At 62.8% G+C, this 24728-nt stretch carries 22 protein-coding genes and 1 pseudogene; 13 read left to right on the top strand and 10 right to left on the bottom strand.

What is annotated here, in order from left to right:
• Positions 1-18 precede the first annotated feature (18 nt).
• Entirely contained in the window at positions 19-471 is a 453-nt protein-coding gene (locus tag ACYHH6_RS06640; protein ID WP_352582455.1) for a hypothetical protein, read from the top strand.
• Positions 472-488: 17 nt separating this feature from the next.
• On the opposite strand, the gene ACYHH6_RS06635 is transcribed toward ACYHH6_RS06640, so the two are convergent.
• The gene (locus ACYHH6_RS06635; protein WP_352582457.1) at positions 489-920 is read right to left on the bottom strand and encodes a MarR family winged helix-turn-helix transcriptional regulator; all 432 of its coding nucleotides are present in this window, start codon (positions 918-920) and stop codon (positions 489-491) included.
• Positions 921-983: 63 nt separating this feature from the next.
• Here ACYHH6_RS06635 and ACYHH6_RS06630 point away from each other — a divergent pair, with 63 nt between their 5' ends.
• Positions 984-1439 carry a hypothetical protein gene (locus tag ACYHH6_RS06630; RefSeq protein WP_352582459.1) on the top strand — a complete coding sequence of 152 codons (456 nt, stop codon included), beginning with the start codon at positions 984-986 and terminating at the stop codon, positions 1437-1439.
• 2 nt (positions 1440-1441) lie between these two features.
• Here ACYHH6_RS06630 and ACYHH6_RS06625 read toward each other — a convergent pair whose 3' ends face one another.
• On the bottom strand, positions 1442-2416 hold the full coding sequence (locus ACYHH6_RS06625; protein WP_352582460.1) for a WD40 repeat domain-containing protein: 975 nt from the start codon (positions 2414-2416) through the stop codon (positions 1442-1444).
• 250 nt (positions 2417-2666) lie between these two features.
• The gene (locus tag ACYHH6_RS06620) at positions 2667-3728 is read right to left on the bottom strand and encodes a CobW family GTP-binding protein (protein ID WP_352582462.1); all 1062 of its coding nucleotides are present in this window, start codon (positions 3726-3728) and stop codon (positions 2667-2669) included.
• A gap of 432 nt (positions 3729-4160) precedes the next feature.
• Between ACYHH6_RS06620 and ACYHH6_RS06615 the strand changes: the two genes are divergently transcribed.
• The gene (locus tag ACYHH6_RS06615) at positions 4161-4631 is read left to right on the top strand and encodes a MarR family winged helix-turn-helix transcriptional regulator (protein WP_112621551.1); all 471 of its coding nucleotides are present in this window, start codon (positions 4161-4163) and stop codon (positions 4629-4631) included.
• A 15-nt stretch (positions 4632-4646) separates the two neighbouring features.
• On the opposite strand, the gene ACYHH6_RS06610 is transcribed toward ACYHH6_RS06615, so the two are convergent.
• Positions 4647-5510: an AraC family transcriptional regulator gene (locus ACYHH6_RS06610; RefSeq protein WP_352582464.1), complete on the bottom strand. Its 864-nt coding sequence runs from the start codon at positions 5508-5510 to the stop codon at positions 4647-4649.
• Between the two features lie 46 nt (positions 5511-5556).
• On the opposite strand from ACYHH6_RS06610, the gene ACYHH6_RS06605 reads away from it, so the two are divergent.
• Positions 5557-5964: a DUF2000 family protein gene (locus ACYHH6_RS06605; protein WP_352582466.1), complete on the top strand. Its 408-nt coding sequence runs from the start codon at positions 5557-5559 to the stop codon at positions 5962-5964.
• Positions 5965-6102: 138 nt separating this feature from the next.
• Here ACYHH6_RS06605 and ACYHH6_RS06600 read toward each other — a convergent pair.
• A pseudogene (locus tag ACYHH6_RS06600) lies at positions 6103-6414 on the bottom strand (GNAT family N-acetyltransferase); the annotation flags it as partial.
• Positions 6415-6686: 272 nt separating this feature from the next.
• Here ACYHH6_RS06600 and ACYHH6_RS06595 point away from each other — a divergent pair.
• From ACYHH6_RS06595 to ACYHH6_RS06580, 4 genes are all read left to right on the top strand, one after another.
• Positions 6687-7571, top strand: coding sequence for a DMT family transporter (locus tag ACYHH6_RS06595; RefSeq protein ID WP_352582468.1), 885 nt, complete (start codon positions 6687-6689; stop codon positions 7569-7571).
• A 65-nt stretch (positions 7572-7636) separates the two neighbouring features.
• The gene (locus ACYHH6_RS06590; protein ID WP_112563795.1) at positions 7637-8659 is read left to right on the top strand and encodes a LacI family DNA-binding transcriptional regulator; all 1023 of its coding nucleotides are present in this window, start codon (positions 7637-7639) and stop codon (positions 8657-8659) included.
• Positions 8656-9639 carry a 2-hydroxyacid dehydrogenase gene (locus tag ACYHH6_RS06585; protein WP_352582470.1) on the top strand — a complete coding sequence of 328 codons (984 nt, stop codon included), beginning with the start codon at positions 8656-8658 and terminating at the stop codon, positions 9637-9639. Before ACYHH6_RS06590 ends, ACYHH6_RS06585 begins: the two co-directional genes overlap by 4 nt.
• Positions 9640-9728: 89 nt before the next feature.
• Entirely contained in the window at positions 9729-10136 is a 408-nt protein-coding gene (locus ACYHH6_RS06580; protein WP_352582472.1) for a hypothetical protein, read from the top strand.
• A gap of 9 nt (positions 10137-10145) precedes the next feature.
• On the opposite strand, the gene ACYHH6_RS06575 is transcribed toward ACYHH6_RS06580, so the two are convergent.
• Positions 10146-10919 carry a gamma-glutamyl-gamma-aminobutyrate hydrolase family protein gene (locus ACYHH6_RS06575; RefSeq protein WP_352555852.1) on the bottom strand — a complete coding sequence of 258 codons (774 nt, stop codon included), beginning with the start codon at positions 10917-10919 and terminating at the stop codon, positions 10146-10148.
• 296 nt (positions 10920-11215) lie between these two features.
• On the opposite strand from ACYHH6_RS06575, the gene ACYHH6_RS06570 reads away from it, so the two are divergent.
• A complete protein-coding gene (locus ACYHH6_RS06570) occupies positions 11216-12325 on the top strand; it encodes a TRAP transporter substrate-binding protein (protein ID WP_352582474.1) in 1110 nt (369 codons plus the stop codon).
• Between the two features lie 254 nt (positions 12326-12579).
• Here ACYHH6_RS06570 and ACYHH6_RS06565 read toward each other — a convergent pair whose 3' ends face one another.
• The 4 genes from ACYHH6_RS06565 to ACYHH6_RS06550 all read right to left on the bottom strand — a co-directional run bounded on the left by ACYHH6_RS06565 (position 12580) and on the right by ACYHH6_RS06550 (position 17212).
• Entirely contained in the window at positions 12580-13608 is a 1029-nt protein-coding gene (locus ACYHH6_RS06565; protein WP_352582476.1) for a zinc-dependent alcohol dehydrogenase family protein, read from the bottom strand.
• A 119-nt stretch (positions 13609-13727) separates the two neighbouring features.
• Positions 13728-15506: a TRAP transporter large permease gene (locus ACYHH6_RS06560; protein WP_352582478.1), complete on the bottom strand. Its 1779-nt coding sequence runs from the start codon at positions 15504-15506 to the stop codon at positions 13728-13730.
• Positions 15503-16108: a TRAP transporter small permease subunit gene (locus ACYHH6_RS06555; RefSeq protein ID WP_352582480.1), complete on the bottom strand. Its 606-nt coding sequence runs from the start codon at positions 16106-16108 to the stop codon at positions 15503-15505. The genes ACYHH6_RS06560 and ACYHH6_RS06555 overlap by 4 nt, the downstream gene beginning before the upstream one ends.
• Positions 16109-16306: 198 nt before the next feature.
• Complete coding sequence (locus tag ACYHH6_RS06550) at positions 16307-17212, bottom strand: branched-chain amino acid ABC transporter permease (RefSeq protein WP_352582482.1); 906 nt, start codon at positions 17210-17212, stop codon at positions 16307-16309.
• A 94-nt stretch (positions 17213-17306) separates the two neighbouring features.
• On the opposite strand from ACYHH6_RS06550, the gene ACYHH6_RS06545 reads away from it, so the two are divergent.
• The 4 genes from ACYHH6_RS06545 (at position 17307) to ACYHH6_RS06530 (ending at position 24589) form a co-directional block, all read left to right on the top strand.
• On the top strand, positions 17307-17918 hold the full coding sequence (locus tag ACYHH6_RS06545) for a CGNR zinc finger domain-containing protein (RefSeq protein WP_112563752.1): 612 nt from the start codon (positions 17307-17309) through the stop codon (positions 17916-17918).
• Positions 17911-18441: a hypothetical protein gene (locus ACYHH6_RS06540; RefSeq protein WP_376740371.1), complete on the top strand. Its 531-nt coding sequence runs from the start codon at positions 17911-17913 to the stop codon at positions 18439-18441. Before ACYHH6_RS06545 ends, ACYHH6_RS06540 begins: the two co-directional genes overlap by 8 nt.
• Positions 18442-18661: 220 nt before the next feature.
• Positions 18662-22132, top strand: coding sequence for an indolepyruvate ferredoxin oxidoreductase family protein (locus tag ACYHH6_RS06535; protein ID WP_352582484.1), 3471 nt, complete (start codon positions 18662-18664; stop codon positions 22130-22132).
• 141 nt (positions 22133-22273) lie between these two features.
• Positions 22274-24589 carry a putative bifunctional diguanylate cyclase/phosphodiesterase gene (locus ACYHH6_RS06530; RefSeq protein ID WP_352582486.1) on the top strand — a complete coding sequence of 772 codons (2316 nt, stop codon included), beginning with the start codon at positions 22274-22276 and terminating at the stop codon, positions 24587-24589.
• The last annotated feature ends 139 nt before the right edge of the window (positions 24590-24728 follow it).

The raw sequence follows: 24728 nt of genomic DNA, 5'->3' as shown, positions 1-24728 counted from the left end.
TTGGTTCTGGGGGAGAAAATGCGGACGATAATCTGTTCGGCGATGTTGCTTTTGTCGGCTGGCGCGGCCTTCGCGTCGGGTGGCATCTGGTGTTCCGCCGATGACAAGGCGGCAAAATTCGAGGTCGAAGCCGGCGTCACCCGAGGCATGGGCGGGCCGACCTTCAACTTTCGTGGAGATCTCGAAATTCTCGGCCGCCCCGACGGTGACAGCCTGCGCAAGACCGTGTTCGAGGATTCCAACCTGACGCAGTACTGGCTGGACGACAAGGAATTGCGGCTGAACATCTACCGCGAGCACGAAGCCGCGCAACGCTTCAACTCGGTCGAACTGACGATCCTGACCAAGACCACTGACGAAGGCGTCTATGACGGCCAGTACACGCTTGCTATCTATGACGCCGCGGCGGATACGGACCAGGATGGCAAGCCGGTTGAAGTCACCGGCAAGGTCTCGTGCGGGGCCGAATAGCTCTTCTTGATCTGCTGTCAGTCCGACTGCATCGACGCGATGGCGCGCCGCATCAGGTCGAGAAACACCAGCCGCTCATCTTCGCTTAGATCGACCAAAGCTGCTTCGTTCTGTGAACGCGCCGCCTGTGTCGCTGGTTCGCGCAGGGCAATGGCCTTAGCGGTGACATGGATCGATTGCGAGCGCCCGTCCTCGGGGTGAGACCTTCGCTCGATCAACCCGTCACGTTCCATACGGATCAGCGTGTTGGCCATCGTCGCCTGCTCGACGCTGAGCCGCTGCACGAGTTCGCGTTGCGTCAGGCCATCTTCATCCCACAGAGCCAGCAGCGCCATGAACTGAGCCGGCGCCAGACCGAGCGGCCGGATGCGCTGCTGCAGTCCGTTGGCGAACAGCCGTGCCATGTGGTTGGCCAGGAATCCGGCGGATCGTTCTTTCTGAAAGGCCATGGGACTGGATAACAGTTGAATAGCATGCTATGCAATGATATATAGCTTGCTATGGAGATGACGATGACAACCTGGATTCACGCAGCGGCGGGCGCCATCGCGCTCATCACGGTCTCGGTCTTCTGGCTGTCGACGGCCACAGTAGAGCTGTTTGGCGACGCGGCCGCGGTCACAACGGTCAAAAACTGTGTGCTGGCCGGCATGGCCGTGCTCATCCCGGCGATGATCATCGCCGGCGCGTCCGGCTTCTCGCTCGGCAAGGGGTGGAGGAGCCCGGTCGTCGCGCGCAAGAAACGGCGCATGCGCATCATCGCCGCCAACGGGCTGCTGGTGCTGGTGCCCTCAGCTGTCTTGCTCAGCAACCTTGCCGATGCCGGGCGTTTCGACACCCTGTTCACAATCGTCCAGGCGATCGAACTGACGGCCGGTGCCGTCAACATCATCCTTTTGTCGCTCAATATGCGCGACGGGCTGTCGCTGCGGAGAAAGCCCGTCCGGCTGGCCGCGCGGGCGCAGTGAGTTCAGGCCGAGATATCAATGACGCCGCAGTCGCCGGCGGCGCTGCCGAAGGCGACGCGTCGCTCTTCCTTGTCCCACATCATGGAGGTGATGGCGCCTTTGCCCGGGCGGCGCAACAGCACTTCCTTGGCGTCGGCAAAGCGTACAGCCATCACCATGCCGTCATCATAGCCGACGGCCACGACATCCTGGCTCGGATGGCAGGCGACTGACGTCACCATGGCGTTGCCGCGGGTGCCGAGCTCCAGCGGCGCCTTGCCCATCGGGCCGTCCTTGCCCGAAAACGGCCAGACGATTGCCGCCGGCGCGCCGGAGCTCGCCAGCCATTTGCCCTTCACGCTCCATGACAGGCTTTTGACCTTGCCGGGGTAACCGGTCATGCGCATGTGCTTGCCGTCGGCAAGCTTCCAGCCATGCAGCGCGTTTTCCTGCATGGTGGTGACCAGGAAGGCACCATCGGGCGAAAAGGTAATGCCGGTGTGGGCGCCTGCCCATTCGAGCTCCACCGGCTTGCCCTCGGCGGCCGGGAAATGCAGCGTCGCGCCATTGTAGCGGGCGACGCCGAAGCGCATGCCCTTGGGCGAGAAGGCCAGCCCCTCGACCGAACGCGGATGGGCAAATTCGCGGGTCTTGCCATCGGCAAAGCGCACGAAGGCGGTCTTGCCCGAGGCAAAGGCGATGGCGCCTTGCGGCCCGGCGGCGACGCTGGTGATCCACTTCTTGCCGGCGCTCGCCAGTTCGCCGACATTGCCGCTTGCGGAAACGGCAAAAATCTTGCCGTCCTCACCACCGGTGATCAGCCTATCGTTGGCGACGTCATGGAACGTGGAAAGCAGGCCGTCATTGGCCTGAATTGTCTTGTGGCCATTGTCGAGCCGATGAACGGCGCCATCGGCCAGCGCAAAATGCGGCACGTTGTCGAGGAAGACGGCGGCAAGGCAATGGCCATCGAGATCAAGCGGGGCAACTGTGGGCATCACATCCATTCCAATGAATTTGTCGCCATCCCCGGGCAGCCGCTGGCGCGGCCAGGCGTGGCGCCAACCTTCTCCCCTTGTGGGAGAAGGTGGATCGGCGCGCAGCGCCGAGACGGATGAGGGGTGTTGGACGGATCGCCGTCGATGCCAAGCTGGAACACCCCTCATCCGACCGAGCTTCGCTCGGCCACCTTCTCCCACAAGGGGAGAAGGAAGAAGGGCGCAGCGCTAGCGCCATAGAGTTTCGAAATCAAGCCGCCTGGCAGGCGTCAAAACTCTTCTTCAGCCGCTCGGCGTCCAATTCGCGGCCGATGAACACCAGCCGGCTCTCGTGCTTTTCGCCATCTTTCCAGGCGCGCTGGTGGTCGCCTTCGATGATCATGTGCACGCCCTGGATGACATAGCGCTCGTCGTCGCCCTTGAGCGCGATGATGCCTTTCAGCCGCAGGATGTTGGGGCCTTCCATCTGGGTGACCTTCTCGATCCACGGGAAGAATTTCTTCGGGTCCATCTCGCCGCCGCGCAGCGACACCGACTGTACCGTCACGTCATGGATGTCGGAGGGATGCGCGTGATCGTGGTGATGGTGATGATCGTGGCCGTCATGATCGTGGTGATCATGGTCGTGGTCATGGTGGTCGTGATCATGATCGTGCGCTTCGAGGAAATGCGGGTCGTTCTCCAGCGCGCGCGTTAGGTCGAACGCGCCGCGGTCGAGCACTTCGGACAGCGCCACGCCGGCGCGCGTGGTGCGGTGAATCCTGGCCGCCGGGTTGATGGCGCGGATGGTCGCTTCGACCTTGGCCAGTTCTTCCGGCGTGACCAGGTCGGTCTTGTTGAGCACGACGACGTCAGCGAAGGCGATCTGGTCCTCGGCTTCCCTGGAGTCCTTGAGCCTGAGCGGCAGATGCTTGGCGTCGACCAGCGCCACGACAGCGTCGAGCTTGGTCTTGGAGCGCACGTCGTCGTCCATGAAGAAGGTCTGCGCCACCGGCACCGGGTCGGCGAGGCCGGTGGTCTCGACGACGATGGCGTCGAAACGGCCGGGACGGCGCATCAGGCCTTCGACGACGCGGATCAGATCGCCGCGCACCGTGCAGCAAACGCAGCCATTGTTCATTTCGTAGATTTCCTCGTCGGATTCCACGATCAACTCGTTGTCGATGCCGATCTCGCCGAATTCATTGACGATGACAGCGTAACGCTTGCCGTGGTTTTCCGACAGGATGCGGTTGAGCAGGGTCGTCTTGCCGGCGCCGAGATAGCCGGTGAGAACGGTCACGGGGATCTGCGTCGTCTGTGCATCGCTCATGTCTTGCCTCGAATGACTGGGCCGCGAAATTCCGGGCCGCACGAAGGGATTGTTGGCCTGATATAGGATGTGTGCCGGCCTTTTGCACGGGGCAAACCGCCTGGGCGTTTGACCCAGAGGTGACGGAGCGGGTGGGTGAACCGAAACATCCCCCGAACAGGCAGTGTGGTAGGGATGCCGATCATCCAGCGCGTCGCCTGAACGCCTCTTCGTTGACCTGTACAAAGCCGCGCCGTCTCAAACCACTGCAAACGCCTTGGCGGAAACTCGTTTGTCATCTAACTGAAATAAACATCTGGCATCACCACGGTGGGCACCACAAATGCTTGCCGGCAAAGCTGTTTCGAAAGCCGGAATCTTTTTGATCGTCGATTGCCAACCGGCCGGCTGCGTCTATGCTGCACGCACCGGTACGGCCGAAGAGGGATCACCATGGCCAAGGCGGACAAGACTGCAACGATGAGCCGGCTGCATTCGGCGGCAAGGCTGGCAAGGACCGCGCTGGCGGCAAGACTTCTAGCGCACGGCTTCTATGCCGGCCAGGACCAGATCATGCTGACGCTCGACCGCGAGGACGGCCAGACGCCGGGCAACCTCGCCGGCCGCCTCGGCGTGCGCCCGCCGACCATCACCAAGACTATCAACCGCTTGCAGGCGCAGGGTTTTCTGGAAAAGCGCGCCTCTTCTGCGGATGCCCGCCAGGCGCATATCTTCCTCACCGACACCGGCCGCGAAATCATCCACGCCATCGAGAAATCGGTGAAGAAGACCGAAAAGCAGGCGTTGAAGGGCCTCGACAAGAAAGAACAGAAGACGCTGTTCAAGCTTCTCGCCCGCATCGAAGCCAATCTGTCGAACGAGGAACTGGTGCTCGTCGACGACGAGACCGACATCGACGATTGATCAGCACGTCTTGAGCTAAGCCGCCATCGAAGGTCCGCGCACCAATGCCGACCAGCGGCCGGGCGTCAGGCCGAATGCTTTCTTGAAATGTCTGTTGAAATGGCTCTGATCGCTGAAGCCGGCGCCAACGGCGATTTCGGCCAGCGGCTCCCCAGCCTCTATCATCCGCCTTGCCTTTTGCAGCCGGCGCATTAGCAGGAAACGATGCGGGCTGGTGGAATAGGTCGCGCGGAAATGGCGTGACAGCGCATAACGGTCGAGCCCGGTGACAGCCTCCAGCTCGTCGGAACGGACGGGCCGCTCGGCATTCTCCTCGAGATAGTCTCGCGCCAGTGCTGCGGCGCGCCAGGCCGTCTTTCCCATCGGCTTTGCCGACTGGCCCGCATGACGCCCGAGATGCTGCGCCAGCTCCGCAACGAAATCGGCGACGAACAGCCCGTCCAGTTCCTCGTCGAGCGGCGACAAGGCCGAAAGCAGCGTGCCGCGCAAGGCGGCATCGCTCACCACCGCATCCGTGACGAAGGGCAGCGGCGCGCCGTCGAGGCAGTCGAGCAGCAGCGACGGCTCCAGATAGAGGATCCGGTAGCGCAAGCCATCCTCGGTGCCGGCGCCGCCATCGTGGACTTCGTCTGGATGCAGCACGATCACCTGGCCGGGCAGGCTGTGGTTGACGGCGCCCCGGTAGTGGAAGCGCTGCACGCCGGAAAGCGTCACACCGACGGCAAGCGTGTCGTGGCGGTGCAGGTCGAAGGCGTTGCCATGGAAATGCGCCTCGATGCGCTCGATGCCGGTGCTGCCCCGCGCTGAAACGATCCGGTCCTCATCCGCGCACGAACGTTCAAGACCTTGTGTCGCCTCACCGTTTAGACCCTGCGCCATCGCCTACCCTGCCCTTTGCGGGCCAACTCCCGGAGTCCTCATTTTGGTGTTCGATACAAAATTTGCAATCGTGCTGAGGGACGATCTCGCGGGCTGGCAGAAGCTCAACGTCACCGCGTTCCTGACCAGCGGCATCGTCGCGCAATTTCCCGACATCATCGGCGAACCCTATCGCGACCGCGCCGGCAATGTCTTTAATCCGCTGTCGATCCAGCCGGTCATCGTGCTGTCGGCGGATGGTCCGACGCTCAATGCGATCCACCGGAGGACGCTGGAACGCGGCGTGACGACGTCAGCCTATGTCGAAGAGATGTTTGCCACCGGCCACGACGTCGCCAACCGTTCCGTCTTCGCCGAGTTTGCGCCAGATGACGCCAAGATCGTCGGCATCGCGCTGCGCGCCGAAAGGAAGCTGGTCGACAAAATCACCAAGGGCGCCCGCATGCTTGCCTGATGCAAAGAACAATGGCCGCCCATCACAGTTTGGCAGGCGAACGCTTACCGTTCTCGAAACAAGAGACTTGCAGTTCCTTTTTGCAAAGCCCAGCTTGCTGTAGAACGGGATCAGGTTTTCGGGACAGTAGAGTTCAAAACTGCGCACGTCTGTCAGTGTTTCGTGGTCAATGATCCGCCTTATGATTGCCTGTCCAAGCCGTTGTCCACGAAAATCAGAGTGCACGATCACATCGAAAATCATCGCTTTGAACGTGTAGTCCGTCAGCACGCGGGCGAATCCGACCAGCTGGTCACTATCCGAGCAAAGGCCGATTGCTAAGTCGGAGTGCTCAACCATCCTGATTACATCTTCAAACTGTCGGCCGTTCGTCCACCATTCCTTGCTGTAAAGGTTGTATAACTGGCGCTGACGTTCGCCTTGGAAGGTCTCAATCCATCGATTCGGCACGCCGTCCTCCCGCTCTTTGATCAGCCTACCAAACAAGAAAGGTTTCGAAGTGAAAAGACCGCCTGGGGTCGGCCAGATCGTTGAAGTTATGGATAACGACGTGCAAGACGAGAGCTAAGCCTGTGCGGAGCGCTTGTTGGGCCAGTCGCTTTTGGCTTGATGGCTGGCGGTAGTTGCCGCAAAAGGGTGACGTCTACCTTTTCCTCGGCCCGACCTTGAGCGTTCCCAAAAATCAAGACGACAGCGCAACGCCGCCCGCGGCGATGCTGTTCATGCTTTCGACCTATGTGTTTTTCACCTTCCTCGACACGTCGAGCAAATATCTGGTGCTGGCCGGCGTTTCGGCGCTGATCGTTGCCTGGGCCCGCTTCACCGTCCATGTCCTGCTTGTCGGCGTCTTTCTGCGCGGCTGGCGTGAGCCGTCGCGCTTCCGCGCCAACAACCTGCCAGCCCATATCCTGCGCGGCGGGCTGCTGTTCGGCTCGACCATGTGCAACGTCATGGCGCTCAAAACCCTGCAACTGGCCGAAACCACCTCGATCTACTTCTTCGGCCCGATGGTGATCACCGCCCTTGCCGGACCGCTGCTTGGCGAATGGGCGGGATGGCGGCGCTGGCTGGCGATCCTGTCGGGCTTTGTCGGCGTGCTCGTCATCACAAGGCCGGGCGTCGGCGTTTTCGGCGTCGGACATCTGTTTGCGCTCGGCTCGATGCTGTCGAACTCCTTTTACGTCATCATGACGCGGCGCATGTCGGCCAGCGAAAGCTCGGAGAGCCTGATCCTGTTTTCGGCGCTGGCGCCGGCCGTGCTGCTTTTGCCGATGCTGCCGTTCTCGCATTCGCTACCGCAGGATGGCTGGCACTGGTTCATCCTGGTGATGCTGGGCGTGTTCGGCGCCGGCGGCCACTGGATGCTGGTGCAGGCCTACCGCCTGGCGACCACCACGGCGCTGGCGCCGTACCCCTATTCGCAAATGGTCTGGATGATCCTGTCCGGCTGGATCATTTTCCACCAATTTCCCGACCGCTGGACGCTGGTTGGCGCTGCAATCATCGTCGCCAGCGGCCTCTACATCATCCATCGCGAGCACCGTTTGCGGCTGCGCAATCGCACGACTGTCGACGTCGAGGCGGAGGCGCTGGCGAAAAAACTTTGATTTGCTCCGAATCCGATGGCATAACGCCGCATTTAAAAAATTTAAAAAACTCGGGGAGCGAAGGGCTGGCACAGAAGATCAAGCTTTCGACGATCGCGGATGCGCTTGGCGTGTCCACGGCCACGGTCTCCCTCGCATTGCGCGACAGCCCGCTGGTCGCCGGCGCCACGCGCGATCGCATCAAGGAACATGCCCGCGCCATCGGCTATATCTACAACCGCCGTGCCGCCTCACTGCGCACCTCGCGTTCGGGTATTGTCGGTGTCGTTGTGCACGACATCATGAACCCGTTCTTTGCCGAGATCCTGCGCTCAATCGAGAGCGAGCTCGACCGCAGCCGGCAGACCTTCATCCTCTCCAACCATTACGACCAGCTGGAAAAGCAGCGCACCTTCATCGACACGCTGCTGCAGCTTGGCGCCGACGGCGTTATCATGTCGCCGGCGATCGGCACACCGGCTTCCGACATCGTCATGGCAGAGGAAAACGGCCTGCCGGCGGTGCTGATCGCGCGCACCGTGGAAGGCGCCGACGTGCCGGTGTTTCGCGGCGACGATGCCTACGGCACAGCACTTGCCACCAATCATTTGATCTCGCTCGGCCACAAGCGCATCGCCATGATCGGCGGCACCGACCAGACCTCGACTGGACGCGACCGCTATCAGGGTTACCTCAACGCCATGGAAGCGGCCGGACTGGAAGTCAGGCCGTCCTGGCGCATTCCCGGCCCGCGCACAAAGCAGGGCGGATTCGAGGCGGCTGGACAGTTTTTGGCGCTCAAAGACAAGCCAACCGCCGCCTGCTGCTGGAATGATCTCGTCGCCATCGGCCTGATGAACGGCATTGCCCGCGCGGGCCTGGTGCCTGGCGCCGATATCTCGGTCACCGGCTATGACGATCTCGAGGAGGCGGCAATCGCGACACCGGCACTCACCACCGTCTGGAACGGCCAGCGCGAGGTCGGCCGCCGCGCCGCCAGCGCGCTGCTCGACAAGTTGAACGGACAGGCGGTACGGCCGTCGCAGGAACTGATCAAGCCGGAACTGCATGTGCGCCAGTCGACCGGCAAGCCGGTGGAGCGTGTATGACCAAGGCCGAACAATTGAACTCCGTCGCCGTTCTGGTGCCGGGGCATTTCAACGACCATGCGGTCGAGCGCATCGACCGCACCTTCAGACGGGTCAAGATCGAACGCGCCGATCCCGCACTTGTCACCGACGAAATGCGCCGTGACGTGCGCGCCATTGCCTCCTTCGCCGGCGTCAATGCGGCATTGATGGACGCATTGCCCAAGCTCGAACTCATCGCCTCTTTCGGTGTCGGCTACGATTCGGTGGATGCCGTTCACGCGGCCAAGAAAAACATCATGGTCACCAACACGCCAGATGTTCTGACCGAGGAGGTCGCCGACACCACGATCGGCCTTTTGCTCAACACCGTGCGTGAATTGTACACGGCCGAGAAATGGCTGCGCGACGGCAGCTGGGGGAAGAAGGGCAACTATCCGCTGAGCCGGCTGACCTTGCGCGGCCGTCATGTCGGCATTTTCGGCATGGGCCGCATCGGCCTGGCCATTGCACGCCGGCTGGAAGCCTTTGGGCTGCCGGTCGGCTATCACAACCGACGCAAGGTCGAAGGCCTCGCCTACCAATACCACCCGACGCTGAAAGGTCTTGCCGAAGCGGTCGACACGCTGATTTCCGTGGTGCCGGGCGGCGCTTCCACCGAAAAGGCGGTCAATGCCGAAATCCTGGCTGCGCTTGGCGCCAATGGTGTTTTCGTCAACATCGGCCGCGGCAGCACGGTCGATGAGCCGGCTCTTGCGGCAGCCCTTGCCAACGGCGTCATCGCCGCCGCTGGGCTCGACGTCTTTGCCGACGAACCGAATGTGCCCAAGGCGTTGCTCGAAGCGCCCAACACCTCGTTGTTGCCGCATGTCGGTTCGGCCTCGCACCACACGCGCCGCGCCATGGCGGACCTGTGCGTCGACAATCTGGTGTCCTGGTTCAGCGAGCGCCGGCCGCTGACGCCGGTGCCGGAGACGGCCCATGTGAAGGCAGCCGGTTAACGCCGGGCGCGACGGCCACATTTATTAACGTCAGCTTAACCCTTCGAAATGATTATTCATCCAGGGCGTATGCGTGGATGAGTACCAGAATGAAGACACTTTCCGTATTGACCGCCGCGGCGGCGCTATTCGGCGGCGTTCAGCTGTTTCACGGTGGCACTGGGCAAAGCGCTGCCGACGAGGTCACGCCGTCCACCAGCTTCAGGCTGGTCGCCAATGGCGATGAAGGCGACTGCGCGGTCACCCGCGGCGCCGCGATTAACGATGGCCTTTTATTGTTGACGGTGGCGCCGAATTGCCGCCGGCTGCTGCCCGGCATTGAGCGGGCGAAATTCTGGCGCGAGGAGCAGGACGGCACGGTGGCTTTCAGCGCCGACGGCGTCGACCCGATCGTCACCTTCTCGGTTGCCGACGGCGATGGCTACGAATCCTACGCGCCGGCCTTGCCGCTGCTGTCGTTGGCGACAACCGACAGCCCAGATCAATCCGGCAACTGATACGATCGATTATTCGGCCGCCGCCCGCGCGCCGGCTTTCGCCGCCGCGTGCAGGCGCACCGCATCGCCGAAAGCGCGGAAAATCTTGGCCGAGTTGCTGTCCGACTTGACCCAGTATTCGGGGTGCCATTGCACACCGACGGCAAAGGCGCGGGCATCCTTCACCGAAACAGCCTCGACCGTGCCGTCGCCAGCCACCGCTTCGACCTGCAACTTGGAGCCAAGCCGGTCGATCCCCTGGCGGTGCAGCGAGTTGACCTTGATGTCGCCGGCGCCGAACACGCCGGCTAGGCAGCTGCCGGGCTTGATCGAAATGGTCTGGTGGATGGCGAAGCGTTCGTCCTGGTTGTCGCTCACCGGCGCGCGGTGATCGAGCGAACCCTCGCGCTCCTGGATCTCGGTGCCGAGCGTGCCGCCCAGCGCCACGTTCAACTCCTGGATGCCGCGGCAGATGGCAAGCAGCGGCACGCCGCGCTCGATCGCCTTGCGGATCAGCGGCAGCGTGGTGGAATCGCGGGCCGGATCGTAAGGGCCGTTGGCCTCGCTGGCGTCGCCGCCATAGAGCGAGGGATGCACGTTGGACTTTGAGCCGGTGACCATGACGCCGTCGACCGACGACAACAATTCGTCGAAATCGAGCCGGTCGCCGAAGGACGGCACGAGGAGCGGGAACACGCCGGCGCCGGACAGTGCCGCCTCGATATATTGCTGCGGGGCGGCATGCCAGGTGTAGTTGTCGAACTGACGGACGTCGGTCGATATGGCGACGAGCGGCTGGTGCATTTTGGGTCCGGATTCCCTTTGACGCGAAGCGAATAAGCTATTGTGCCTGCAAAATAGGCGATCCGAAGGCGCTTTTCCATGGCAAGTTTCGTTGTCTCGCATGGGCCACGCCATAAACGTTAGACTATAGTTGCAGGCCGGGCGCCCGGCCCGCGGTTTTGTCGCCAGCGCCGCCGTCAAATCCCGCCGCCCTGCTGGACTCGACCCCTTGCCCGTGTATTGTTTCGGGCAAACCGATACCGGGCATGAGGAGATGGCCCTGATATCGGTTTGTTGGTCCAATAGGGAGGAACTGCATGGATCGTCGTTCATTCATCCGCAAGGCCGGGGTCACCGGCGTGGGCGCCGCGGCGGCTGCCGCCACGCTGGCCGCGCCGGCAATCGCCCAGTCCAATCCGAAAGTGACGTGGCGGTTGGCGTCATCCTTCCCCAAGTCGCTCGATACGATCTACGGCGGCGCGGAAGTCTTCTCGAAGATGCTGTCGGAGGCGACCGACGGCAATTTCCAGGTCCAGGTCTTTGCCTCCGGTGAACTCGTGCCCGGCCTGCAGGCCGCCGACGCCACCACTGCCGGGACGGTCGAGGCCTGCCACACGGTGTCATACTATTACTGGGGCAAGGACCCGACATGGGCGCTGGGTGCGGCGGTGCCGTTCTCGCTCAATGCGCGCGGCATAAATGCCTGGCACTATCACGGCGGCGGCATCGACCTGTTCAACGAGTTTCTCGCCACGCAAGGTCTTTTCGGCCTGCCCGGCGGCAACACCGGCGTGCAGATGGGCGGCTGGTTCCGCAAGGAGATCAACACCGTCGCCGACCTTTCCGGCCTCAAGATGCGCATCGGTGGCTTTGCCGGCAAAGTTGTCTCGAAGCTCGGCGTCGTGCCGCAGCAGATCGCCGGTGGCGACATCTATCCAGCGCTGGAAAAGGGCACCATCGACGCGGCCGAATGGGTCGGTCCCTATGACGACGAGAAGCTCGGCTTCTACAAGGTCGCGCCCTACTACTACTATCCCGGCTGGTGGGAAGGCGGGCCGACCGTCCACCTGATGTTCAACAAGGCGAAATACGAAGAGCTTTCGCCGGCCTACAAATCGCTGGTGCACACGGCCGCGCAAGCGGCCGACGCCAACATGCTGCAGAAATACGACTATCTCAATCCTGCGGCGGTGAAGCGTCTGGTGGCCGGCGGCGCGAAATTGCGTCCGTTCACCCCGGAGATCATGGCTGCCTGTTTCGAGAAGGCCAATGAGGTCTATACCGAGATGGAAGCCTCTAACCCACAGTTCAAGAAGATCTGGGACTCGATCAAGGGCTTCCGCAAGGAGCACTATCTCTGGGCGCAGGTGGCCGAGTACAATTACGACACCTTCATGATGGTCCAGCAGCGCAACGGCAAGCTGTAGGCTAGTTCCCTTCTCCCCGTCACTATACGGGGAGAAGGTGCCGGCAGGCGGATGAGGGGCGGCGCAGGCTTAGGCGACTGAATCGCCTGGGCCTGCGTGGAGGTCTGAAGCGCAAACTTGTGCTTTATCCATCCAACATTGGCGCCGCCCCTCACCTGCCTGCCGGCATCCTCTCCCCGTATAGTGACGGGGAGAGGGAAGCTGTCATCGACGGCTTCGCCAATCGCCAACGTTGCAAGACGGAGGCCTGCACCTCAGCCTATTCCAGGCACCACCAGCACCTTGACTTCGCCGGGCGCAGCCGGATTTGCGATCACCGCTGCCGCCTCTTCAAGCGTCACCTGCCTGGAGATCAGCCTATCGATCTCGATTGCGCCAGACGCGATGAGATCAGCGGCCCGCCGGTGCGTGAAAGGGTTGATGAAGGAACCCAGCACCTTCAACTCACGAAACAGCACATCGAAGGGCTCGAAGGCTACCTTCTCGCCCTGCGGCATGACCCCGACGATGACAACCGTGCCGCCGGACTTTGCCAGCTGCGTCGATTGCTCCACCGTATCGAGCACGCCGGCGCATTCCAGCACCACGTCGACCCCACCGGGTACCAGCCCGGCCGGCCCGGCGATGGCGTCGATGGCGTCTACGGAACTCGGATCGACGGTTGCTGTCGCGCCGAGCCCCTCGGCAAGCGCCCGGCGCGACGCCTGCCTGGTCGACAGGACGATGGTCGCCGCGCCCGCTAGTTTCGCCAGTTGCACAACAAGCAGCCCGATGACGCCGCCGCCGAGCACCACCACGGACGCGCCGGGTCTGATGCCGGCGAGATCGACAGCGTGCAGGCAGCATGCCAGCGGCTCGCAGAAGGCGCCATGCGTTGGCTTGAGGTTCGCAGGCAGAAGGAAAGCCTGGCTCTGCGGCATTACGACATAGTCGGCGAAGCCGCCGTCGCGATGGATGCCGATGGCCCTGAGATTGCTGCACAAATTGACGCGGCCTGCCCGGCAATGACTGCAGCGCCCGCAGGAGATGTTGGGATCGCCGGTGACGCGGTCGCCCACGGCGATGCCGGAAACCGCTTCTCCGACAGCCTCGACGATGCCGCAGAATTCGTGACCAAGTGTAACCGGCGGGCTCGAAGGGAATTCGCCGTGGAGGAGATGACGGTCGGTGCCGCAAACGCCGCAGGCTTCGATGCGCACCAGGACATCCTGCGGCCCCGCAACGGGCTTGTCCACTTCCCGCAGCGCAATGCTACCCACGGCTTCCAAGCGCACAGCTCTCATGACGTCCTCACTCAGAGCAATTCCAGGAAAAGTGTAAGCGGTTTTCCGTTCGGAATTGCGTCAAAACAAAGAGATAGAGCGTTTCGCCGTTTCCGCTAAACGGCGAAACGCTCTATCCATCAGTTGAAGTTCGGCGGCTGCGACAGGTCGGTCGCCGGCGCCGCCGGCTTGGCGGGTGGCGTCTCGCCGAAGTTCGGTGGCTGCGACAAATCGTTCGACGATGGCGCCGCGGGTGATGCGCCGCCATCGGCTGGCGGTGGTGTGCCGAGAGGCGCAAGGCCTGGCATGTCCGGCAACTTGATCTCGATCGTACCCGGATCGACGGCCGCACCCTTGTAGCGCATCACCATTTGCGGGAAGGCGATGGTCAGCCCGATCATGATCACCTGGATGCAGACGAAGGGCACCGCGCCCCAATAGATCTGGCCGGTGGTCACCGGCGCGATCTGCTTGCCGGTGAGGCGGTCGAGATAGGGCACGCGGGCGGCGACAGAGCGCAGGTAGAACAATGCAAAGCCGAAAGGCGGGTGCATGAAGGAGGTCTGCATGTTGACGCCGAGCAGCACGCCGAACCAGATCAGGTCGATGCCGAGCTTGTCGGCAGCCGGCGCCAGCAGCGGCACGATGATGAAGGCGAGCTCGAAGAAATCGAGGAAGAAGGCGAGCACGAAGACCAGGATGTTGACGCCGATCAGGAAGCCGACCTCGCCGCCCGGCAGCGACGTCAACAAATGCTCGACCCAGACGTGGCCGTTGACGCCGTAGAAGGTTAGCGAGAACACCCGCGCGCCGATCAGGATGAACAGCACGAAGGAGGACAGCCGCGTCGTCGAGGCGAGCGCCTGCTTGATGACATCCAGCGACAGCCGCCCCTTCATCGCGGCCATGGCAAGGGCGCCGACCGCGCCCATGGCGCCGCCCTCCGTCGGGGTGGCGATGCCGAGGAAGATGGTGCCCAGCACCAGGAAGATCAGCGCCAGAGGCGGGATCAAAACGATGATCACCTGCTGCGCCAGCCTGGACATCATGTTGATGTTAAGGCCCTTGTCGGCGATAGCCACAATGTAGATCAGGATCACGCCGACGCTAGCGCCAAGGATATCGGCATTGTCGCCATGCGTCGGCGCAAGATAGCGATAGGCCGCATAGGAAGCCGCGACTGCCACCAGCAGCGCCGCCAACAGCGACAGCACGCCGTGGCCGAGAGTGCGGGCCGCCAGCGGCAGTGCCGGCATGGAGTTCGGCCGGACGATCGACATGATCAGGATGTAGAGCGTGTAAAGGCCGGTCAGGACCAGGCCCGGGATCAGCGCGCCGGCATACATGTCGCCGACCGAGCGGCCGAGCTGGTCGGCGAGCACGATCAGCACCAGCGACGGCGGGATGATCTGCGCCAGCGTGCCGGATGCCGCAATCACGCCCGATGCCAGCCGTCGGTCATAGCCATAGCGCAGCATGATCGGCAGCGAGATCAGTCCCATGGCGATGACCGACGCCGCCACCACGCCGGTGGTTGCCGCCAGCAGCGCGCCAACGAAGATCACCGCATAGGCAAGCCCGCCACGGATCGGCCCGAACAGCTGGCCGATCGTGTCGAGCAGATCTTCCGCCATGCCGGATCGTTCGAGCACGATGCCCATGAAGGTGAAGAACGGGATCGCCAGAAGCGTGTCGTTCGACATCACCCTGCTGCCGTAGAAATTGTCCGGCAAGGCGTGCAGCAGCGGCCAGGCGAGGTTGATCGAGCCGCCCGAATAGGGGGACAGCAGGACGCCGATGAAGAAGAACATCAGGCCGTTTGCGGCGAGCGAGAAAGCGACGGGGTAGCCGATCAGCAGGAAGATGATCAGCGAGGCGAACATGATCGGCGCCATGTTCTGGGCGATGAACTCCATCATGGGCGTGCCTCCTGGGCGAGCGCCTTGGCTTCTTCGGCGAGGGCTTTCGCCTCGAGCTCGGCCTGTTCGTGCGCCGAGATGAACGGATTGGGATCGTCCATGTCGCCGCGCATGATGGCGATCTTCTTGATGATCTCGGAGATGCCTTGCAGGGCCAGCAGGAAGAAGCCGACGAGCAGGATCGCCTTGGCCGGCCAGATGATCAGGCCGCCGGAATTGTTCGACATTTCGCCACTGCGGAACGACAGCGACACGTAAGGCACGAAATAGATCACCATGAGCGTCACGAACGGCATCAGGAAGAAGAGATGGCCGAGCACGTCGATCCAGTGCTGCACCCGGCGCGAGAACATGCCGTAGACGATATCGATGCGGATATGATCGTTCTGCTTCAGCGTGTAGGCGGCAGCCAGCATGAAGGCGGCGCCGAACAGGTACCACTGCAGTTCCAGCCAGGCGTTGGACGAGATGTCGAACATCTTGCGGATGACGGCATTGGCGGCGCTGACCAGGATTGCCAGCAGGATCAGCCACGATATCCATCTGCCGATGAACTCGTTCATACGGTCAATCGTTCTGGATAGAGCGAGCAGCCCTGCCATGCATTCCTCCCTTGTGTCGAAGGCGCGCCGGCTCCCCTTATTTTCCGTCGCGCCGCTGTGGCCCAACGGTATGCCGTGCGTGGTCCGGCGGGTCAACATGGAAGGGGCGCGATCAACGCCGTTGTGACTTGAGGCAGGGGATAAAGTGCCGGCCGGCTGCTGCGTCATGCAACCAAAGTCTGATGCCGGATGCGGCGATCAGGCGATCTTCTGCTGGTCGCGGCCGGGACCGATCAGCACGAGTGCTGCGACCAGGAACAGATACATCCAGCCATCGCGCCATTCGATCGGGAAATAGCCGGCCCATAACGACTCCGCCATGCCGAAGGCGGCCGCACCGAGCGCAGCCCGCGGCGGCGAGAGATAGCCGCCCACTGCCGTGACAAACAGGATTTTCAGCCCGTAGACGAGGCCTGAGCCGAAGCTGACATTGCCGTAGTAGAGCCCGGCCATGACGCCGGCCAGCGCGGCGCAGAAGCCGCCGAACAGCACTGCTTGCCGGAACACCCTGCGCACATCGACACCGCACAAGGCGGCCGCGTGGGGATCGTCGGAGACGGCGCGCCAGCGGCGGCCGAAGCCGGAGCGGGCGAACGCCCATGCGGCGAGCATGAGTGCCGCCAGAACTATCGCGCAGTCGATGAGCTGGATGAGAGTCAGCGTCGCCTGGAAGCCGGCGCCTTGCGCGAAAACAACGGGCTGCGCCAGCATCGGCGGCAGCCACCAGTCATGCGTGTCGGCGGCAATGCGGCTGGCTTCCGACAGCACCAGCAGGATGCCGAGCGTCGTCACCACAATCGCGTTGGGCGTACGGTCGGCCAGCGGTTCGAAGACGCTGCGCGACAGCACGTGGCTGATCAGTCCGGCGTAGAGGAAAGCCGTGACGACGCCGAGCACCACTGCCGCCAGCAAGGTCAGCCACAGCACCTGATAACCGAAGGCCACGGTCAGGATCATCGTCTGGCCGCAAAAGGCGAACAGCGCGCCGTAGGCGAGATTGGTCCGGTGCAGGATGCCGTTGGTCAGCACGTAGCCAAAGGCGAGCAGCGCATAGAGCGCGCCTGAATGCAGCCCGTTCAGCACCTGCTGGAAGAAATAGAGCATAGACAGCCTTCCGGGCAGCGGAGGCCGCGCCCGGCCAAGGTTTGCATCGTGGAATCTAACTTGTCAAACGCGATTTATCGGTTAGATTTCTGATATGACGGTATCCTGGACCCCCCATCGCTTCACTGGCGGCATGCTTGCGCTCGACACGGCCAACACCGTGGTGCTGCGCAACGATCCCGAAAAGACCTTCGACCGGTTTGCCGATCCGGCCGAGATCGCGCGCTTTGCCGAGGCCGCCACCGGCTTTCGCGGCGCCGAGCTTGGCGGCAGGCGGCTGGAGGCTGCCTCGCCGGACAGGATCGCGCCCGTGGTTCTGTCGATCCGCGAGACGACCGACCGCCTGTTTCGCGGCGCGGTGTCGAAAGGTGCGCTTGCCGCCGACGATCTGGCTGTCTTTCTCAAGGCTTGCGCCGGCGGTCTTGAGCACAGCCCAGCTGAAATCGGCGCGCCGGGAAGGCCGTTCGGCGATCCGGCGACACCGATCGCCTTTGAGGCGGCGCTGGCGGTTTCAGCCTTGTCGCTGCTGCGCGACGATACGGTTGCCAGGCTCAGGATCTGTCCCAATTGCAGCTGGCTGTTCGTCGACAGAAGCCGCAATTCCAGCCGCCTCTGGTGCGACATGGCGGTGTGCGGCAACCGCCAGAAAGCAAGCCGTCACTATCGCCGCCGCCGCACGGCGCCTCATGAGGTCAAGAATGCCTAGGGGGTTTTTTCGTTCGATCCTTGTCGGCGCAGCACTCATTGCCGCCGTCGCGCTCGGCGCCTGCCGCGACACCGGCGGCGATGGCAAGCTGTTCGAGGTTTCCGGCAAGGTCGTCGTCTTCAACTACCGTCTCGCCCGGGCGACCTATGTCGTGACGCTGCGGCCCCTGCAGCCGATGGGCGAGGGCCAGGTGGCGGTCGCCAGCTTCCAGAACCCCGCCGGCGGTCCTCCCCTGGTGGTCGAGCAGAAGGTTTGGCCGAAGCTCGACAAGGTCAGCCTGGAGAGCCCGGCGCTGACCTGTATCGTCAAGGACAAGCCTTACGCGATCTCCATCAGCATCAGGGGTCCTGACGGCACATTCCTGCAGAAGATCGACACCACGCTGATCTCGACGGAGGACCAGTCGATCCTGCCCGACCGGCCGCTGGTGGTCGACCAGCTCTATACGGCCAATCCTGACCTTGCCGGCCATCCCGACGGCAAGCTGCCGGGCGAGCCCAAGCCTGATTGCTCGAAAGGCTGACGTGTTTTTGCCCGACGCGACTCAGTAGAAATTTTCGGTCGCCGCACAGCCGCTGAGGATCAGTTTCGTGCAGGAGCAGCGATGCCGGGCGACCGTTCGTTGCGCTTTGCCTGGCACTTTCGATTTCGTTTGACCTGCCTTGCAAGCGGAGAAAGACTGCGCCATCTCACTCCTACGTTGGCTGCGCCCCCCGTCGCCGCCTCCGCAGAGGAAATGCCTGATGACGCTGCACGACGTCGCGCTCGACGACAAGTTCGATCTTGGCAAGGAGCGCATCTTCCTATCCGGCGCGCAGGCGGTCATCCGCATGCTGTTGATGCAGCGCGAGCGCGACCGCCGCGCCGGCCTCAACACGGCCGGCTTCGTTTCCGGCTATCGCGGCTCGCCGCTCGGCGGCCTCGACATGCAGCTGTGGCGGGCGAAAAAGCAGCTGGCGCAAGCCGATATCGTCTTCCAGCCCGGCCTCAACGAGGAGCTCGCCGCTACCGCCTGCTGGGGCTCGCAACAAACGGAATTGTTGGGCGAAGGCACGCATGACGGTGTGTTTTCGGTCTGGTACGGCAAGGGCCCGGGCGTCGACCGTTCCGGCGATGTGTTCCGCCACGCCAACCTCGCCGGCTCGTCGAAGCATGGCGGCGTGCTCGCTCTGATGGGCGACGACCATATGGCCGAATCCTCGACCAACGCGCATGCTACTGAATTCCTGTTCGTCGACACCATGGTGCCAATCCTCAACCCGGCCGGTGTCCAGGAGATCATCGACTACGGTCTCTACGGCTTCGCCATGTCGCGTTTTGCCGGCACATGGGCGGCGATCAAATGCGTCAAGGACAACATCGAATCGACGGCCTCCGTCGATGCCGCGCTCGAGCGGCTGAACATCGTCGTGCCGGAGTTCGACTTGCCGCCCGGCGGTCTCAACATCCGTCATGAGATCGACATGCTCGGCCAGGAGGAGCGGCTGCATGAACACAAGCGCGCCGCGGCGTCAGCCTTCATCCATGCCAATGGTCTGAACCGCATCGTCTATTCGGGCGGTCGCAGCCCTAAGCTCGGCATCATCACGTTGGGCAAGAGCTATCTCGATGTCCGCCAGGCGCTGGAAGACATCGGCATCGACGAGGCCGCCGCCAGCCGGATCGGCATCCGCCTGCTCAAGGTCGGCTGCCCATGGCCGCTCGACCTGCAGCATATTTCCGAATTCGCCCGCGGCCTCGACACCATCGTCGTCGTCGAGGAGAAGCGCTCGCTGATCGAGGTGCAGCTGCGCGAAAACCTTTACGGCACCGCCACCCAGCCGGTTATCGTCGGCAAGAAGGACGAGCGCGGCGACTGGCTGTTCCCGGCCAAGGGCGCGCTCGACCCCAACGAGATCGCCATTGCGCTGGGCGAGCGGATTCTGCGCACCATCGGTCCCTCGGAAGAGATCGCCGCGAAGGTGGCGAAGCTGCGCCAGTTCCAGGCGATGCTTGCCGATGCCAGCGATATTGGTTCGCGCACGCCGTTCTTCTGCTCCGGCTGCCCGCACAATTCCTCGACCAAGGTGCCCGACGGCTCGATCGCCGCCGCCGGCATCGGCTGCCACTTCATGGCGCTGTGGATGGATCGCAACACGGTCGGCTTCACCGCCATGGGCGGCGAGGGCGCGCAATGGGTCGGCCAGGCGCCATTCTCCAAGCGCGACCACATTTTCCAGAATCTCGGCGACGGCACCTACAATCACTCCGGCACGCTGGCGATCCGCTTCGCGCTGTCGACCGACGCCAACATCACCTACAAGATCCTCTACAACGACGCCGTCGCCATGACCGGCGGCCAGCCGCATGAGGGCGGCCTGACGGTGGACATAATCGCAAGGCAAGTGCGTGCCGAAGGCGTCGAGCGCATCGCCATCGTCACCGACGAGCCGGACAAATATGCCGGCAAGGCCGAATTCCCGGCCAGTGCCACCATCCATCACCGCGACGACCTCGATCTCGTCCAGCGCGAATTGCGCGACGTCAAAGGCGTCTCGGTGCTGCTCTACGACCAGACCTGTGCGGCCGAAAAACGCCGCCGCCGCAAGCGTGGCACCTTCCCGGATCCCGACAAGCGGGTGTTCATCAACGAACTGGTCTGCGAGGGCTGCGGCGATTGCGGCGTGCAGTCGAACTGCGTCTCGATCCAGCCGGTCGAGACCGAGTTCGGCCGCAAGCGCAGAATAGACCAGTCGAGCTGCAACAAGGATTTCTCCTGCGTCAACGGCTTCTGCCCCTCCTTCGTCACCGTGCACGGCGCCAAGATCAGGAAGGCTGAAGGCATTGCCGGGCGGACCGATCCGCTCGACGGCGTGCCGGTCCCGGCTGAATTCCCACTCGGCAGCGAGGGTTGGGCGGCGATCATCGACGGCGTCGGCGGCACCGGCGTCGTCACCATCGGCGCGGTGCTGGGCATGGCGGCCCATCTCGAGGACAAGGGCTGTGGCATGATCGACATGGCCGGCCTTGCCCAGAAGGGCGGTTCGGTGTTCACCCACGTCCGCATCGCCCGCACCCCGGACGATATTCATGCCATCCGCGTTTCGGCAGGTAAGGCCGACCTGGTGCTCGGCTGCGACCTCGTCGTGTCCGGCGCCAAGAAGGTGCTTGGCGCGGTGCGCGAAGGCCATACCATCTTCCTTGCCAACACTGCCGAGATCATGCCCGGCGAATTCGCCCGCTCGGCCGATTTCTCGCTGCCGATCGAGCGGCTGAAGAAGGCGATCCGCGCTGCCGCCGGCGACGACAAGGCGCATTTCTTCGACGCGACGCGAACCGCCACGCAACTGTTCGGCAATTCGCTCGGTGCCAACATGTTCATGCTCGGCTTCGCCTTCCAGCATGGCGGGCTGCCGTTGTCGGCCGAAGCCGTTGAAAAGGCTATCGAATTGAACGGCGAAGCGGTGGCGATGAACATCGCCGCATTCCGCTGGGGCCGTCGCGCCGCGCATCAGCCGGAGTTCGTGCGCGGCCTCATTGCGCAGCCCGGCAAGGCCGCGCCTATCGCCGAGACGCTGGACGATGTGATCGCCCGCCGCGTCGCTTTCCTCACCGCTTACCAGAACGCCGCCTTTGGCCGGCGCTATGCCGAAAAGCTGGCGGTTTTGCGTGCCGCCGAGGCAAAGGCCGTGCCCGGCTCGACCGCGGTGACCGAAGCGGCGGCCAAAAACCTGTTCAAGCTGATGGCGATCAAGGACGAATATGAGGTGGCTCGGCTCTACACCGACGGCTCCTTCGCCACGGAACTGTCAAAGCAGTTCCAGAGCTACGAAAAACTCGAATTTCATCTGGCGCCACCCATCATGGGCAGGCGCGGCAATGACGGCAAGCCGAAGAAATCGAACTTCGGGCCGTGGATGATGAAGGGTCTTCGCCTGCTGGCGGCGCTGAAAGGCTTGCGCGGCACGGCTTTCGACGTGTTCGGCTACAGCGCCGAGCGGCGCATGGAGCGGCAGCTTCTGGCCCGCTATGAGGCCGATCTGGAGCTTATCGCGACAGCACTTGCACCGGGCAGGACCGAGGCCGCCGTGGCGCTGGCCTCGGTGCCGGCGCTTATTCGCGGCTACGGCCATGTCAGGCAGGCCAGCGCCGAAAAGGCCGATGGCGAGCGCAAAAGGCTTGTCGAGCGCCTGGCCAACACGCCGGCGCGGCGTGAACTTCAGGCCGCGGAGTGATCGACACGCCTTGTTTACCTGAAGCTTGATTTCCCAATCTGTACTGCATTTGCCCGCCCTCGGCAAACGGGCCAAAGCCGCCGTTCTAAGCCTTTCTTAAGGCGGGTGTGGCATGACAAGGCTTAGCGTTGGGCCAACGGTATGGACAGAGCAAAGACCGAAGACATCCCGGCGGATGTTTATATCCAGTTTGTGCGGGCGTTATCCGACAACGCCTACATGCTGGTGGTCGGCGGCGTATGCTACTGGATCCTCGGATTGATGATCTACCTGCGGACGCACGATCCGCTGTATCTTGGCTTCGCCTTCCTTCTGTTGTCGATCAGCCTTTGGCGTTACTTCAGCATCCGCAGCTTCCACAGGGCAGGCAGCCCTATACCCACTGTCGAAAAGGCAGAGGCGTGGGAACGCGGTTACATTCTCAAAGGCAGTGCGCAGGGCCTCGCGTTGGGGTCGTTGTGTTTCGTGTCGATCTACCTGCGTCCCGATGACTTCGCCGAACTGGCGGCTGTGTCGTTGGCATTGACCACCCTGCTCACGGTTGTCGGCCGAAGCTACGGATCCAGGCGCATGGTGCAGATTTTTTCCGTGACCCTCATTGGGCCAGCAGCACTTGCGCTCTTCCTGCGCATGGACGTCCCCGACTTCGTCCTCGGGCTGATGATCATTCCGACGACAATCGTCACCATCAGCAGCGCCGACCATGTCCGCAACGTTCTGTTCTCGGCGGTCATCGGTCACAGGCAGGCGAAGGAGTTGGCGCAAAGGTTCGATCGGGCGCTAAATACGATGTCGCATGGCCTTGTCATGCTCGACTCGAACGGGAAGGTGGTCGTCGCCAACGCCGAGGCAGCACATTTGATGTCATTGAAATCGCCGGACCAGCTGCTCGGCCGGTCGATTCATTCCCTGCTGCTGCGCGGCGTTGCCGGCGGCATGCTGGCCCCGAAGGACTGCCGCTACATCGAGGCGCAACTGACGCGCGCCCTGCGCGAAGGCCGCGACCGCAAGGTACTGGTCTCGCTCGCCAACGGCCAGCATTACGAATTCTCCGCCCGTGAAGGCAGCCAGGAACTGGGCGTCATCACCTTCGAGGACGTGACGGCCCGCGTCGAGGCGGAGGAAAAGATCCGCTTCATGGCGCGCTATGACAGCCTTACCGGCCTGCCGAACCGCGCCTATTTCCATGAGCTGGTCGGCGAAGCCATGGCGTTGGGCAGCCGCGATCGCCTGTGCGCGCTGGCGGTGATTGATCTCGACGATTTCAAGAGCGTCAACGACACGCTCGGCCATCCGGTTGGCGATGGGCTGATCTACGCCGTTGCCGAACGCCTGGCGGCCGTCGCCGGACAAGGTGTCAATGTCAGCCGCTTCGGTGGTGACGAGTTCATGATCTTCTTCGACCGTGTCGAGGACGAGAGCCATCTCAACACCCTCCTCGACCATATATTCGCGGACCTGCAGGGTGAGGTGGACGTTGCCGGCCACGGCTTGCGCATCCAGGCCAGCGGCGGCGCTGTGCTGTCCAAGGTCAAGGACACCGACGTTGATGCCATGATCGTCAAGGCCGACCTTGCCCTCTACAAGGCCAAGGAGCTCGGCAAGAACAGCTGGAGGCTGTTCGAGGCGGCCATGGACGCCGCCTTCCGCAATCGCCAGCTGATGAAGGCCGATCTGCGCAACGCCGTGCAGGCCAGGGAATTGCGCGTCGTCTATCAGCCGATCGTGGCTGTAAACACCATGCGCATCGCCAGCTGCGAGGCGCTCTGCCGTTGGGACCACCCCGATCTCGGCCCGATCTCACCCAGTGTCTTCATCCCCCTGGCCGAGGAGATGGGTATCGTTTCCGACATAAGCACTTTCGTGCTGGAAGCCGCGTGCGCCGAATGCGCCAAATGGCCGGCCCAGACCGGCGTGTCGGTCAACCTTTCGGCCAAGGATTTCCGCAATCGCGATATCGTCGAGAAGGTCAGGGATGCCTTGGCCAAGTCGGGCCTTGCGGCGCACCGGCTCGAAATCGAGGTCACCGAGACCGCCCTGCTCGACGACAAGTCGCTGACGCGCGAGTCGATCGAGGAATTGAAGGCTCTCGGCGCGCGCATCGCGCTTGACGATTTCGGGACCGGCTACTCCAGTCTGAGCTATCTGCACAAGCTGCCGCTCGATAAGATCAAGATCGACCGCTCTTTCCTGGTCGATGTGAACCAGAACCGGCAGTCGCTCGACCTTCTGAAGGGCATCGTCGGCCTGTCCCGGACATTGGGCCTTTCGGTCACCATCGAAGGGGTCGAGACCTTCGAGCAGCTGAAGACGCTGGTCCATTTGGTCAAGCCGGACTTCTTGCAGGGCTTCCTGTTCGGCGCCGCGCTCAGCGCATCGGGCATCGAGACTATGTCGACCGTCACATGGCCGTTTGCCGCTGACCTGCATATCGCCGGCAAACGGACAGCCAGCTAAAAGCAATTCCAGGAAAAATGTGAAGCGGTTTTCCGTCCGGAATCGCGTCTGAGCAAAGCAATTCCAGGAAAAGTGTGAGCGGTTCTCCACCTGAAATTGCATTTAAAAACACAGAGCAATTGTTCACTTGATGAAATGA

Source organism: Mesorhizobium sp. P171375 (genome assembly GCF_057786075.1).
The sequence above is the reverse complement of the archived record's forward strand: the minus strand, read 5'-3'. Positions and strand labels throughout refer to the sequence as shown.